Below are 14,597 nucleotides of genomic sequence, written 5' to 3' on the forward strand. Positions count from 1 at the left end.
CATGTTATCTAGAGTCGCAGAACGCTTATATTGGACAGCACGATACTTAGAACGTGTTGAAAACACGGCTCGATTAGTGAGTGTCTACGATGACTTACTATTCGACCTGCCTAAAGACATTGCCGTTTCTTGGTATAACCTAATAGAAATATTAAGCGGTGAAGAAACCTTTGAACAACGCTATAAAGTCAAAGACGAACGCAACGTGGTGAAATTTCTCCTTGCAGACGACACAAACGCCAGTTCTGTTCTGTCATCATTAAAAATGGTTAGAGAAAACATTCGCACCACCCGTGATGTAGTGCCAAAAGAAACATGGGAGCTGATAAACGAATTAGTTCTGTATGCTCAACAAAATATCAAACAGGGTATTAACCGCTCCGAACGCCACCTTTTTTTAAATACTATTATTGAAGGTTGCCAAAAAATCATTGGTCTTTTAGCCGGTACCATGAGCCGCGATAGTGGTTGGCATTTCCTCATTATGGGGCGCTATCTAGAGCGCGCCGACATGGGAACCCGTATTTTAGATGCAGCCGTCTCTTTGATGTTGCAGTCCGAACCTGAAGCACGCATACAATTAGGGCAAGTGACATGGTCAAAAGTACTGAAATCCCAAAGTGCTTATCTTGACTACCGTCGAACCGTTAGAACGTCTATCAACGGAGCAAAAGCGACCACATTCTTAATGAACGATCCTTGCTTTCCTCGATCTCTTGCCTACTGTTTAGGTCAAATCGGTGAAGCTGCGACAAAATTACCGCATGACACTCTAATCGCCTCTAAAGTCGATAAACTTTTAACCTTCGACTACCCAATCAAGAGTTCCGAAGATTTGGATGAAGACTTCCATAATCATCTTAATGATATACAGATTGCCATTATTGAAATAAACCACCAGATCACCGAAAACTGGTTTCATTTTCGGCAAGGAGACGCGGCATGACTATTAGAGTCGCAATACAGCACAAAACTACCTATGAGTTCGATCGTTTTATCAACGTAGCACCTCATGTTTTAAGACTACAACCCGCGGCACATTCACGTACTAAGATTCATGCTTACTCGCTGAAAGTGCTACCAGAAACGCATTTTATCAATGTGCAACAAGATCCATTTGGTAACTTTCAAACTCGCTTAGTCTTTCCAGAGAAGACAAATAAACTTGAGTTTTATGTGGAAGTCATCGCCGATATGACGGTGATCAACCCATTCGATTTCTTTGTTGAAAGTTACGCAGAAGAATACCCCTTTGCCTATGACAAGGCCTTGAAGAAAGAGCTCGAACCCTACTTACAAGTTACCGAATCTTGTTCTTTATTAGACAAATGGCTATCAACAGTCGACCGTAAAAACACGCCAATTAATGACTTTCTAGTGTCAATCAACAGTCGTTTAGCCGCCGAAATTGGCTATGGCATTCGGTTAGAACCGGGCGTTCAAACCTGTGAAGAAACGCTCACTCTAAAAAAAGGCTCTTGTCGAGATACCTCGTGGCTATTAGTTCAGATACTTCGAAGCTTAGGTTTAGCAGCACGTTTTGCATCAGGTTATCTGGTGCAGCTCACTGCCGATGTAAAAGCACTTGATGGACCATCCGGCCCGGAAGAAGATTTCACTGACTTACATGCTTGGTGTGAAGTCTTTTTACCAGGGGCAGGCTGGGTTGGCCTAGACCCAACCTCTGGTTTATTCGCAGGCGAAGGTCATATTCCGTTAGCTTGCACACCAGAACCCGCTTCAGCGGCACCAATCACAGGCTTTGTCGACGAATGTGAATGTGAGTTTAGCTACAGCAACATAGTGACTCGTATCCATGAAGATCCACGGGTAACCAAACCTTATGCTGAAGGCGAATGGGACACGATCAAAGCCCTAGGTTTTGCCGTCGACAAACAACTTGAAGAAGGTGATGTTCGTCTGACAATGGGGGGCGAGCCAACCTTTGTTTCCATTGATGATATGGATTCAGAACAATGGAATACAGGCGCATTGGGTGCAGAAAAACTGAAGTTAGCCAAAGACTTGCTGATCAAAATGAAGCAAGAATTCGGCGCTAACGGCCTACTTCATTATGGTCAAGGCAAATGGTATCCAGGAGAAGAAGTGCCACGTTGGGCACTTGGGTGTTTCTGGCGTACTGACGGCCAAGCTCTGTGGAATGACGCCAAATATTTAGCGCGTGTCGATAAGGACTACAAACACACCATCAAAGAGGCACAAGCCTTTGGCGAATTGTTATGTGAAAAGCTTTCGCTGGATAAACAATATCTTCAAAGCACTTATGAAGACACACTGTATTACTTATGGATGGAACAATCGCTACCAGCGGATGCGGATCCAACCAAAGCAGACTTAAAAGACGACCTAGAACGCCGCCGTCTAGCAAAACTGCTTAGCCGTGGTTTAAGTACCACGACTGGATTTGTTTTACCTTTAGAATTCGATACGGTAAGCAATCGTTGGAACAGCTCTCTATGGCCAATGCGCAGTGATGTCATTACCTTAATACCAGGCGACAGCCCAATGGGCTATCGTTTACCACTGAATTCTTTGCCCGCACAAGCCGAAGAGGACCGTATCCCAGAACGCGACCCCTTCGATCCTCGTCAGCCTTTGGCAAATAAAAAAGACAATGCTGTCTTAGACAGCGTGGCCAAACAGCATTTTGCTAAAAAACCAGCAAAAACTGCCTTAGCCCCTGAAAAAACACTGAAAAATGTGATTCGCACGACCTTATGTATTGAACCTCGCGACGGTCGCTTGCATATATTTATGCCTCCAATGACACATCTCGAACATTTTGTTGATGTGCTCAATCAGCTTGAAGCCGTTGCGAAAGACCTTGAATTGCCAATTGTTATTGAAGGCTATGAGCCTCCGAAAGATCCGCGTTTGCAGAAGTTCCTAATCACACCAGATCCAGGTGTTATCGAGGTAAATATACACCCCGCTGCAAGCTGGCAAGAGTTGGTTCACAATACCGAAACCCTATATCACCAAGCTTACCTTTCCCGCCTAGGGGCAGAAAAGTTCATGCTCGATGGTCGCCACACTGGGACTGGTGGTGGTAACCATGTGACTCTAGGAGGTCGCACACCAGCAGACAGTCCGTTATTGAGACGCCCTGAATTACTCCAAAGTCTAGTGACTTTCTGGCAGCATCACCCGGGCCTGTCTTACCTTTTCTCGGGCATGTTTATTGGTCCAACCAGTCAAGCGCCACGCCCAGACGAGGGCCGTGATGAAGCCTTGTATGAGATGGAAATCGCCTTTCAAAACATGCCTGAAGGTTTAGTCGATGAGCCTTGGCTAGCCGATCGTTTAATGCGTAATTTGTTAGTGGATATCACCGGCAATACCCATCGCTCTGAATTCTGTATCGATAAACTTTATGCTGCTGGCAGCGCCAGTGGTCGTCAAGGCCTATTAGAATTCCGTGGTTTTGAAATGCCGCCACACCCGCATATGTCCCTGGTGCAAATGCTGTTGTTACGTTGTTTAGTCGCACGCTTCTGGAAAGAACCGTACAAAAAACCGTTAGTTCGCTGGGGCACCAGCTTGCATGACAAATTCATGCTACCGCATTTTGTTTGGCAAGATGTAAAAGAAGTGGTCGAAGACCTTCAACGTCATGGCTTCCCGTTCAAACTAGAATGGTTGGCTCCATTTGAAGAATTCCGCTTTCCACATTATGGTCGTCAACAAATTGATGATATGGAAATCGAGCTTCGTTGGGCAATTGAACCTTGGCATGTACTTGGTGAAGAAATCACAGGGTCAGGTACCGCTCGTTATGTAGACTCGTCCGTTGAACGTTTGCAAGTGAAACTATCAGGCTTAACTGATGGACGCTATGTACTGAGCTGTAACGGTCGTCGAGTGCCGATTCGTTCTACTGGGCGCAAAGGCGAATACGTCGGTGCCGTTCGTTATAAAGCTTGGGCGCCACCTTCAGCGTTACATCCAACGTTAGGAATCGATACGCCCCTTGTGTTTGATTTAATTGATACATGGAATGGATTGTCTGTTGGCGGTTGCACATATCATGTATCTCATCCTGGCGGACGAACCTATGACAATGTGCCTGTAAACAGCAATGAGGCGGAAGCCCGTCGAGTAAACCGTTTTTGGGATCATGGTTTCACTCAAGGTACATTATCACCACCACCCGCCTTCAGTGCATTACGCTCTTTTTATCCAAATGGCGACGAGCCTCGCGCTATGTCACCACCAGCCGAAGAGCCAATGAACGAATATCCGCATACATTAGATCTAAGGAAGCAGTATAATGTTCTCTAATAATTAATTTTTTAGGCTCAAGCTCATTATGCAACTTCAAACAGGTACCTTTGTAACGTCGGTGATTGATGAAAAGCCGACGTTATCTACCGCCTATGATAAACCGATAAACGCTTATGATGAGGCCTTCACGGAAGATCGCCAACCGCGCGCGCATTGGGAATCCTTTCTGCGCAACATAAGCAATAACTCAGACGAAGAAGTACTCGACCGCCAACGTCGTGCTCAGCGCATACTTCGTGAAGACGGAGCGACCTATAATTTAACCAGCGACCCACTTACGCCAAGTGTTTGGTCGCTGGACCTTATTCCCAATATTATTCCGACTAATGAATGGCTTGTCATTGAACAAGGTTTAGCCCAACGATCAAATCTATTCGATCTCATTTTAAAAGATCTTTATGGTCCACAAGAACTACTAAAGAACGGCATAATACCTGCTGAAATTATCTTTAGTCATCCTGGATTTTTACGCCAATGCCATGGCATTATGGTCCCAGGTGCACACCAATTATTACATCACGCCGTCGATCTGGTCCGAGATCACCTAGGCCAATTTCAGGTTATTGGTGATCGTACCCAAGCCCCTACTGGCGCAGGCTATGCACTAGAAAACCGTACCGTTGTGTCACGCGTCATTCCAAATAGCTTCCGAGACAATCAAGTTCGTCGCCTTGCCGGATTTTTTCAATCCTTTAAAAATATGTTGACCTCTCTTGCCAGTCAATGGACAGACACACCACGCATTGTCATGCTGTCTCCTGGCGCTTATAGCAGCACTTACTTCGAGCAAGCCTACTTATCAAACTACCTTGGTTTTCCATTAGTACAAGGCAGCGACTTAACGGTCCGCAATGGTGCAGTGTGGATGAAATCACTAAACGGCTTGGCTCGAGTGGATGTCATATTACGCCGAGTCGATGACGCCTACTGTGATCAAGCAGAATTAAGAGCCGATTCATTCCTTGGTGTTCCTGGGCTTTTAGAGGTTGTGCGTGCTGGTAATGTCGTACTCGCTAACCCATTAGGCAGCGGCATTTTGGAAGCTCCGGCATTGGTTAAGTTTTTACCAGCAATCAGCAATTTTTTGATCGGCGAACCGCTTTCTTTGCCATCCGTCAATACTTGGTGGTGTGGTGATAAAGACGATTTAAATTATGTCATTGCCAATCTTAATAACCTGATTATTAAACCCGCAATACGTCGTCATGACAGCAATAGCATTTACGGTCACACGTTAAACGAAAAACAAAAGCTCAGTACGATAGAGAAAATTAAAACAGCACCTCACCTTTACACGGCGCAAAGTTACGTGCCAGGTTCCATGTCACCTATTTGGTTAGACGGCAAAATACAAGCCAGACCGAGTCTACTAAGAACATTTACCGTTGCTAATCCAACTGGCTTCACAGTGATGCCTGGCGGTTTATCTCGTTCCGGTGAATCGTTAAAAGAAAACATTGTCACCAATATGTCTAACTCTAAAAGTAAAGACACTTGGGTCATCTCTGCCGAGCCAGAAGTACAGAACACCTTAATCAATGACCAAGTCTTATTGCAGGACGAAGCGTTACAGGCAAATTTACCAAGTCGAGTAGTGGAAAACTTATTCTGGATGGGTCGCTATGCCGAACGAGCAGAAATAAGCATGCGCCTATTAAGAACCATTTTTAAACAAATGAATGGCATTGATCCTTTACCGGAAGAAAGCCGACGCATGTTGCTTGAAATTGCCTCAACCCAAACAGGTTGCCTGCCAGGCTTTATGGAAGCCGATGACAATATGTTTGCCAACCCTGAAGCCGAACTTATTTCTATTATTACTGATGGCAGCCGAGCTGGATCGGTGAAAGCCAACTTGCAAGCCATGCTAAGCTGTGGTGAACAAGTCAAAGAAATGCTTTCTGCCGATACTCGAATTATTATCAATGAGCTACGTGATCATATCCATGAATTAGATCGTGCCTACACCAATGGTTTACCTTCTGCACCAGAAGAGTCATTAGACAGTCTGGTAACCTCACTATTGGCTCTGTCAGGACTGAATCACGAAAGTATGCTGCGCGGACTCGACTGGACCTTCCAGGAAATTGGTCGACGTACCGAACGTGCCTTGCAAACGGCAACCTTACTTCGTTCAGCTCTAACCAAATCATTGCCATCTATGCCACAGCAACAAATTCTTGAGTCCGTATTATTAAGCGTAGAAGCACTTATCTCTTTCCGTCGTCGCTACCGTAATCGCGCTCGTGTAGCGTATGGATTAGATCTCTTAATGATTGATGGTACAAATCCTCGCTCTTTGTTTTACCAAGTCAATCAACTACGTAAATACATAAAAGAATTGCCTAGAAATGAATCCACCACAGCTGGCTTAAGCCCAGAAAATAAAATCATTTTGAAGTCACTAAATGATATCCAACTGGCCGACCTGGAAGAGCTTGCCAAAGTCGATACAGAAAGCCAAAGTCGTCCAAAATTGGCACAACTCATGACCGAGTTTTTAGAGCAACTAGAGCAATTTACCGTCCTCATTAGCGATAAATATTTCGATCATACCGCTGGCCCACAGTCTTTGACTGAAGCGACCCGAGGAACAAGTCTATGAGATACCGCGTTCGTCACATTACTGCATATACCTATGGCGCACCGGTGAGCTTATGCTACAACATGGCTCACTTATTACCACGAGACACTCGAAATCAGCGCTGTCTAAATCAAAAAGTTCACATCAATCCGCCACCGGTTTATCAGAACGATGGGGAAGACTATTTTGGTAATCAAACGTTTTACTTTTCTATTCAAGAAGCCCATAAAAAATTAGTGATTGATGTCACTACGGACTTTGAAATCACTCCGCTTGATGTACTGCAATGGCAAAACCAAAGTACCTTAACTTGCGGGCAATTACGGGCACAATTAAGTACCCCAAATACCCCTGAACTGCGTATGGCAAAAGAATATTTGCTTGATTCACCACAAATCCACTGTTCAGAGAATTTAAAAGCCTATGCGTTAAGTACCTTCGCGGATGAAAAACCCGTTTTGCAAGCAGCACTGGCTTTCACTCATAAAATTTTTACTGAGTTTAAATTTGACCCAACCACCACAACCGTTGCAACACCGCTTGAGCAAGTCCTTAAACAGCGCAGTGGTGTGTGTCAGGACTTTGCTCATTTGGCTATTGGTTGCCTTCGGTCAGTGGGGATTCCAGCTCGTTACATGAGTGGCTATCTAGAAACCTTGCCTCCACCGGGACAAGAAAAACTAGTGGGTGCGGATGCATCTCATGCTTGGTTTGCGGTTTTTATTCCTGAATTAGGCTGGGTTGAATTTGACCCAACCAATGATCTCATGCCAAGCGATCAACATATTGTCACCGCCTGGGGTAGAGACTATTCCGATGTTACGCCGTTACAAGGAGTGATTTTTGAGGGTGGAGGTTCACAACAACTAGCCGTGTCAGTGGATGTTAAGCGAGTATAAACAGATATCAGTCACCTATACTCGTCTTAACGGCAATACAAAAAGCACTGTTACTGTAATTTCCAACTGTACAATTATTAAGCAAAACTCATACACATAGCATGTAGAGCAGATATAAGGTAAGCTTCGCGAAATTCTTGCATAACCTGACCTTTCAGCTTTGCACCTGCCTTTATAAAACATGAGAACATCTATGAGTTTCAACAAACTTGGGCTTTCTGCCCCCATCCTTAAAGCCATTGAAGATCAAGGCTATACTGAGCCATCCGCCATCCAGGCTCAGGCAATCCCTGCTATTCTTGAAGGCCAAGATGTGATGGCAGCAGCCCAAACAGGAACAGGTAAAACAGCCGGTTTCACACTGCCTTTGCTTGAGCTTCTTAGCAAAGGAGAACATGCGCAAAATAATCAAGTTCGAGCCTTGGTACTGACTCCAACCCGTGAACTAGCCGCACAAGTTGCAGAAAGTGTAAAAAACTATGGACAACACCTTGGCCTAAAATCGACTGTGGTATTTGGTGGCGTAAAAATCAATCCTCAAATGATGGCCCTACGACGCGGCGCGGACATTTTAATCGCAACACCTGGCCGTATGATGGACTTGTACAATCAGAAAGCGGTGCGATTCGATAAACTAGAAGTTCTTGTATTAGACGAAGCCGATCGTATGCTCGACATGGGGTTCATCCATGACATCAAAAAAATACTCGCCATCTTGCCTAAGAAGCGTCAAAACTTATTGTTCTCTGCGACTTTTTCTCCAGAAATTCGCCAATTGGCAAAAGGCCTAGTCAATAACCCAGTCGAAATTTCGGTTACACCACGTAATGCGACAGCCGTTTCCGTTGAACAATGGCTGCATCCCGTTGATAAAAAACGTAAGACTGAGTTATTGATTCAACTCATCGCGGACGGCAAATGGGATCAAGCCTTGGTATTTTCTCGTACTAAACACGGTGCGAATAAAATCACTAAACAATTAGAAGACGCCGGTATTCGAGCTAGCGCCATTCACGGCAACAAAAGCCAAGGTGCACGTACTCGCGCTTTAGCCGATTTCAAAGAAGGCCGTATCCGTATTCTCGTTGCGACAGACATTGCTGCTCGTGGATTAGATATCGAGCAATTGCCCCACGTGGTTAACTTTGACCTACCTGATGTTGCCGAAGATTATGTTCACCGTATTGGTCGTACTGGTCGTGCTGGCGCAACTGGCAAGGCCATTTCCTTAGTGGCTGCGGACGAATTAGATCAATTACGCGCCATTGAGCGTTTGACTCAAAAATTGATCGAACGTCGTTATGAAGATGACTTCATCCCAACACATATGTTGCCAGACACCACATTGGATACACGTCCAATTAAACCCAAAAAACCGAAAAAGCCAAAAGCACCACGTGACCAACAAAGTGCTGGCAAACCCGGCGCAAAAGGCAACGCGCCAAAATCTGGCAAGCGCCGCCCTGCGCCCCCCAAAGCAGACATGACACCAGGCCAAGGCTTACGCAGTAAACCTCTCGCCCCTGCGCGTCGTAACCGCAAACCAGATTAATCTTTGTTCTAACGACTAGAATAAATGAAGCCACAGTGAGATAGTTCCGCTGTGGCTTTTTTATCACCATGATCAACCAATCACCGGCATCAAGGACGTGTTATGGGAATCGTTATCCTTCCACTATTTTTGTTTTGGGCAATATGCTTGTTTTTCTCTTTGAGAATCGGCTACGTATTACTGAAAGAAGAAAAACTATTTACCTATAAGGTACTACCAACCGTCGCATCAGTTCTGCTTGCCATTCTTTATATGAAGCAATCCATCAACCAATTTGTAGGTAGTGAATCCCTCTGGGCGTTTCAGATAGTGTTTTACTTTTTATTTAATATTGATGCCGCTCTTTTGTATTGCGGCGCGTTTCTGGCTTACTTTATTCTCAAGCAACGCGTTAAAAATCCATCAATAAAATCACTCATATATATCATCGCTCTCTCCATCTCATTAGGTACACTACTTGGTGCCTTTAGCAGTGAGAGCTTTATGACTTCCCATAACATTGAAAAAACCTATTGATTTAAAATATTGGATATCAAGGCATGGTAATTCTGTTAAATAGAAACAGAACACCTAACGAAAAGAATCTAGAAAAAGGATAAAAGAATGGGATTGATTTTGGGGCCGCTCATGCTGTTTTGGATTATCGCGGCTGGATTTTCAATTTATATTGGCAACACCCTATTAAATGATTACCAAACCTTTCAAGCTTATCTGATTGCGATAGTCGCCACGATTTCCTATGTCGTACTCAATTTGGTTATCAAGTTTGGCAATAAAACAGAGCTTTGGGTTTTCGAAATCCCCTTCTTTTTTATGACCAACAAAATAAGCCTCTTTTTATACGGCGTGTCGATTTTCTTTTACATTTGGGGAGATGACTTGAAAAACCAAGAATACGGCAAGCAAATGATCTTTATTCTAAACTTCGCCATCGCTTTTAGCGCCGTCATTGGAACCTTCTGCAACGAAGCCTTCATGAAAGCGCGTCAAATAAAACGAACACATTAAACGTATAACAGCATGGCATCCTACTAGAAGATACCATGCTTACGTTAACTCAATTTATACGAACTAATCTCTCTGAGCACACTTTCAAAACGCTGCTGAGCTTGGATCGCCCCCTCATCGGTTTTGTTCACCAAGTCCAAAATTCGCTCTGAACGCCCACTGATATTTTGAATATTGCTATTAATCTCTTCAGACACTTGAGACTGCTCTTCCGAGGCTGTCGCGACTCGCTCTATCGTCTGTGTAAGTTGTTCTATAGCGTCGAATAACCCTTGCATCATAGCGACATTTTCACTGACAACATGCGATGTCTCGGTTGCCATGCTGGCACATTGCCCCATAGATTGTAGAGCACTTTTGCCAGACCCAACCAAAGCCTCAATCATCGAACGAATTTCTTCGGTTGAGTTTTGTGTACGTTGAGCCAGAGTTCTGACCTCATCCGCTACAACAGCAAACCCTCGTCCCTGTTCACCAGCACGCGCCGCCTCGATAGCCGCATTCAGAGCCAATAAGTTTGTCTGTTCAGCAATGGATTCAATCGTTTGCAAAATACTGCTAATTTCCTCGGTATGACCAGTAACAGACTGCACGGCTTTATGACCACCCTCAACTTCCGTTGACAAATTCGCAATGGATTGCAAAATTGTCTGCATACGCTCAGAGCCTTGAGTACTTTGCTCACGAATACTTTCTGTGGCTTCTGCCGAAGACAGCATATCTTGGGAAATGGTATTACTTGTGAGAGACATTTCTTCGACAGCCGATGCCATGAGATCCGTTTGACTAAATTGATCTTTGGTTTCCTGCAAAGCGCTTTTTGAATAGTCGCTCAATACGCTCATACTCTCTTTTGATTCAGACGCCATATCCACCATCAAATGAAAAGATTCACTCAAATGATCTAAATGGATATTTAAATTCTTAATAATTTCGCCCAACTCATCTTTAGAGGTGTTTTCGATTCTGCCTACTAAATTACGATCAGCAGACACATTCGACAACGCTTGGCTAATGCGCTCAACTCGTTTCGATAAAGATCGAGTAAGAGAAAATGCCAGCCATATGACAGGTGAAATAAGCACAATAAAACCAATAATCAGACCATTGCGGTAGAGTTCACTGCGAGAGGTTAATGCAGCACTGAGAGTATTTATTTCAACGCTAATTTTATCCGCTACACCTTTGATCAAACCTATTTTAGCCGTAGCAAGTCCAAACCAATCGGCTGGGCCAGCCACAGAAGAAACATCCTTCATTGCCAAAAAAGCCTGTGTCGTTTTATCAACGGCTTTCCATTTCTCATTTTGCATGACGTTGTTTAGTAGGGCTTCTTCTTGATCTGACGCACTCACCATAAAATGCTCTAGCTGATGATGTTCATCTTCAATAAAAGCCGCAATCTGAGATTGACGCTTTAGGGTCGTCGTCTGAGCGGCAAACACACCATTTAAAGCCCCACGATATTGACCAGCCCGCTCTTTCATCCACAATAGACTTAAGCGAGCCTCTAACGCCTTAGCAATATCTCGATTACTAATGTCTAAAATAACTTGCTGAATAGCATTTAATGCTTGTCGATTCACTTCTGAATAAAAGTCAAAAGACCCATTATCAGCGGCCAAAGCATCCACTTTTTGTCGAACTTGGCTTTTCCCCTTCAGCATATTTAAAACAGGCGCTCTTAAACGATTTAATTGCTCAAGAGATAGCCTATCGAAAGCGTTAGCCTCTATATTTTTAAGCGTTGCTTCAGCATCATCAGCTACTTTTCGCTGTGATAACAAAGCTTCTTTCCCCTTTGCACCGTTACTTCCCAGAAAACCCGCAGTCAAACCACGTTCAACCGCAAAGTTATGAGCCACACCATCTAAAATGGTCGACAACTTCACCATATCTTCAGCAATACGACCTTCATAAACACGTTCATTTAAACTTTTGACTAAGAAAGCCACAGCAATAATGGCGAATAATGTCGGTAAAATACCAACAATAGCGACCGAATGAGATACTTTGAGATTTGAAAATAGGGACACTAGCCTCTCCTTGTCATTTTTCACTATGAAAGCTTAGATCAAATTACGCACTTTGCATGCTTGTAATGATTTTTTATCACTCCGTTTTCGTTATTTTCTTTTCACCTCCAAAGCCCCTCTAGTCCTAACTTATTTCATTTACTAGATGCAAATAAACCACCCGAAGGTGGTTTATGTTTTATACCAAAAAGTATTACTTTGCCGTTAACTGTTTTTCAGTTTAGCTTCTGGCACTTCATCTTGCTCAAACAAATCCGAATCAGTGTGTCCCAGCCACTTAGACGTTATAGTACCGGCCGTCATTGCTCCATTTACGTTCACCGCAGTACGGCCCATGTCGATTAAAGGTTCAATAGAAATCAATAACCCCGCTAAAGCAACAGGCATATCCAAGGCAGACAACACGATCAAGGCCGCAAAGGTTGCACCACCACCAATACCGGCAATCCCAAACGAACTGATAGTGACAATGGCAATAAGTGAAATGATAAAGCTAGGATCCAATGGATTAATACCTACCGTTGGTGCAATCATCACCGCCAACATAGCAGGATACAAACCAGCACAACCATTTTGTCCCATGGTTGCACCGAATGAAGCAGAGAAATTCGATTCACCTTCCCCATTACCTAGACGCTTCACCTGAGTATCGATATTCAGCGGAATCGTTCCCGCACTAGAGCGAGACGTAAAGGCAAATAACAATACAGGCAGCACTTTCTTCAAATAGTGAAGCGGTGATATTCCGTTAAATGCCAACAAACCTAGATGCATAACTAGAATTAATGCTAGGCCCACATAAGACGCCACAACAAAATTGAGCAAGGTTAAAATATCAGAGACATTGGATCCGGCAACCACCTTAGTCATCAAGGCAAGAATACCGTATGGTGTAAGGCTTAACACCATACGAACCAGAGTTCTGACAACAGACTGAGCGACATCAACAAAGCGCTCAAAACTGATACCAAATTCGGGCTCTGCGCGGGCTACTTTTACACCAGCTACACCAATAAAAGCCGCAAAAATTACCACAGCAATAGTTGAAGTAGGACGGCTACCCGCCAAATCAGCAAAAGGATTACCAGGGAAAAACGATCGAATCATATCTGCAAAAGAGACATTGGCCAGCCCGTCTAAACGGGTTTCTAGCGCGGCACCACGTGCCATTTCACGAGCGCCTTGCACGATACCATCAGCCGATAAACCAAATAAGTTGCTCACGAAAACACCGATCAAAGCAGAAACAGCCGTTGTCGCTAATAAAATACCAATAATACCGCCGGACATCTTGCCCAAAGAGCCAGTGTCTTTAACCTTGATGATCGCACCAATAATAGACACCAAGATTAACGGCATAATGATCATTTTCAGCAAGCTAACATAACCATAACCAACAATATTGACGTACTCTAACGTCTCGTTCGTTTCCGCACTGCCAACACCGTAAATAAATTGCAACGCCGCACCAAACACAACACCTAAACCCAACCCAGTAAATACCTGAGTAGACAACGTCTTTTTCGCTTTTTGCAGCTTAAACAACACAGCAATCAACAAAGCAAATACTGCTAAGTTAATAATGGGATACAACATGAAAAGAAAACCTTAAATAAAAGCCATAGAACATCGACTCCCAGCTCACCTAAATATCAATGAACAGAGAAAACCGATAAGTTGGCGCCATGTTAACAAAATGCTGACTAAATGGATAAGAAGGAAAAATCATTAACTTATATAAGAAAAACGAATAAGGAAGAAACTTGAAAGCATTACACAAGAAATAAAAAAGCCCCGACATGTCAGTTTTCACTAACTTATCGGGGCTTAATTAGATGGTCCGCCTCACCTCTGAGCTATGCTTAGAGGGTGGCTAAACAAAGAGGCGAATCATCATGTTTACTATTAAAGTTATTGGAATCGATTTAGGCAAATCTTCTTTTCATCTTGTTGCTCATGATCATGTTGGACGAGAGCAATATCGAAAACGTCCTACACGATTTAAATTGCTAGAACATCTTGCGAATATACCCTCAACCATTATTGCAATGGAGTCTTGCGGAGGTTCTCATTGGCTGGCACGTCAATGTCAGAAGTTTGGTCATGAAGTCAAACTCATCCCCCCACAGTACGTAAAGCCCTATGTAAAGACCAATAAAAATGACTGCATTGATGCGGACGCTATTGCAGAAGCTGCGATGCGACCTAACATG

The 14,597-nt window shown here is 43.8% G+C and carries 10 protein-coding genes; 8 read left to right on the forward strand and 2 right to left on the reverse strand.

Annotated features, from left to right (window positions below):
* Position 1: 1 nt before the first annotated feature.
* The 7 genes from C0J08_RS16900 (at position 2) to C0J08_RS16930 (ending at position 10,348) form a co-directional block, all read left to right on the forward strand.
* Complete coding sequence (locus C0J08_RS16900; RefSeq protein ID WP_212653084.1) at positions 2-946, forward strand: alpha-E domain-containing protein; 945 nt, start codon at positions 2-4, stop codon at positions 944-946.
* On the forward strand, positions 943-4,302 hold the full coding sequence (locus tag C0J08_RS16905) for a transglutaminase family protein (protein ID WP_212653085.1): 3,360 nt from the start codon (positions 943-945) through the stop codon (positions 4,300-4,302). The genes C0J08_RS16900 and C0J08_RS16905 overlap by 4 nt, the downstream gene beginning before the upstream one ends.
* Positions 4,303-4,330: 28 nt before the next feature.
* Entirely contained in the window at positions 4,331-6,910 is a 2,580-nt protein-coding gene (locus C0J08_RS16910) for a circularly permuted type 2 ATP-grasp protein (protein WP_212653086.1), read from the forward strand.
* Entirely contained in the window at positions 6,907-7,788 is an 882-nt protein-coding gene (locus C0J08_RS16915; RefSeq protein ID WP_212653087.1) for a transglutaminase family protein, read from the forward strand. Before C0J08_RS16910 ends, C0J08_RS16915 begins: the two co-directional genes overlap by 4 nt.
* 193 nt (positions 7,789-7,981) lie before the next feature.
* Positions 7,982-9,340, forward strand: coding sequence for a DEAD/DEAH box helicase (locus tag C0J08_RS16920; RefSeq protein ID WP_212653088.1), 1,359 nt, complete (start codon positions 7,982-7,984; stop codon positions 9,338-9,340).
* A gap of 102 nt (positions 9,341-9,442) precedes the next feature.
* Positions 9,443-9,856: a hypothetical protein gene (locus C0J08_RS16925; RefSeq protein ID WP_212653089.1), complete on the forward strand. Its 414-nt coding sequence runs from the start codon at positions 9,443-9,445 to the stop codon at positions 9,854-9,856.
* An 87-nt stretch (positions 9,857-9,943) separates the two neighbouring features.
* Positions 9,944-10,348, forward strand: coding sequence for a hypothetical protein (locus C0J08_RS16930; RefSeq protein WP_212653090.1), 405 nt, complete (start codon positions 9,944-9,946; stop codon positions 10,346-10,348).
* Between the two features lie 44 nt (positions 10,349-10,392).
* Here the strand turns inward: C0J08_RS16930 and C0J08_RS16935 are convergent, their stop codons facing one another.
* Together C0J08_RS16935 and C0J08_RS16940 are read right to left on the reverse strand one after the other, a co-directional pair.
* Positions 10,393-12,384: a methyl-accepting chemotaxis protein gene (locus C0J08_RS16935; protein ID WP_212653091.1), complete on the reverse strand. Its 1,992-nt coding sequence runs from the start codon at positions 12,382-12,384 to the stop codon at positions 10,393-10,395.
* 204 nt (positions 12,385-12,588) lie between these two features.
* Positions 12,589-13,980: an L-cystine transporter gene (locus tag C0J08_RS16940; protein ID WP_212653092.1), complete on the reverse strand. Its 1,392-nt coding sequence runs from the start codon at positions 13,978-13,980 to the stop codon at positions 12,589-12,591.
* Between the two features lie 299 nt (positions 13,981-14,279).
* On the opposite strand from C0J08_RS16940, the gene C0J08_RS16945 reads away from it, so the two are divergent.
* Positions 14,280-14,597 (forward strand): IS110 family transposase (locus C0J08_RS16945; RefSeq protein WP_212653093.1); only part of this gene is annotated, 318 nt, incomplete at its 3' end.

This window comes from Marinomonas sp. CT5, assembly GCF_018336975.1.
GTDB lineage: Bacteria > Pseudomonadota > Gammaproteobacteria > Pseudomonadales > Marinomonadaceae > Marinomonas.

Coding starts and splice junctions, on each gene's coding strand:
- C0J08_RS16930 (WP_212653090.1), top strand. CDS start 9,944: ATGGGATTGATTTTGGGGCCGCTCATGCTGTTTTGGATTATCGCGGCT.
- C0J08_RS16940 (WP_212653092.1), bottom strand. CDS start 13,980: ATGTTGTATCCCATTATTAACTTAGCAGTATTTGCTTTGTTGATTGCT.
- C0J08_RS16925 (WP_212653089.1), top strand. CDS start 9,443: ATGGGAATCGTTATCCTTCCACTATTTTTGTTTTGGGCAATATGCTTG.
- C0J08_RS16905 (WP_212653085.1), top strand. CDS start 943: ATGACTATTAGAGTCGCAATACAGCACAAAACTACCTATGAGTTCGAT.
- C0J08_RS16920 (WP_212653088.1), top strand. CDS start 7,982: ATGAGTTTCAACAAACTTGGGCTTTCTGCCCCCATCCTTAAAGCCATT.
- C0J08_RS16915 (WP_212653087.1), top strand. CDS start 6,907: ATGAGATACCGCGTTCGTCACATTACTGCATATACCTATGGCGCACCG.
- C0J08_RS16900 (WP_212653084.1), top strand. CDS start 2: ATGTTATCTAGAGTCGCAGAACGCTTATATTGGACAGCACGATACTTA.
- C0J08_RS16910 (WP_212653086.1), top strand. CDS start 4,331: ATGCAACTTCAAACAGGTACCTTTGTAACGTCGGTGATTGATGAAAAG.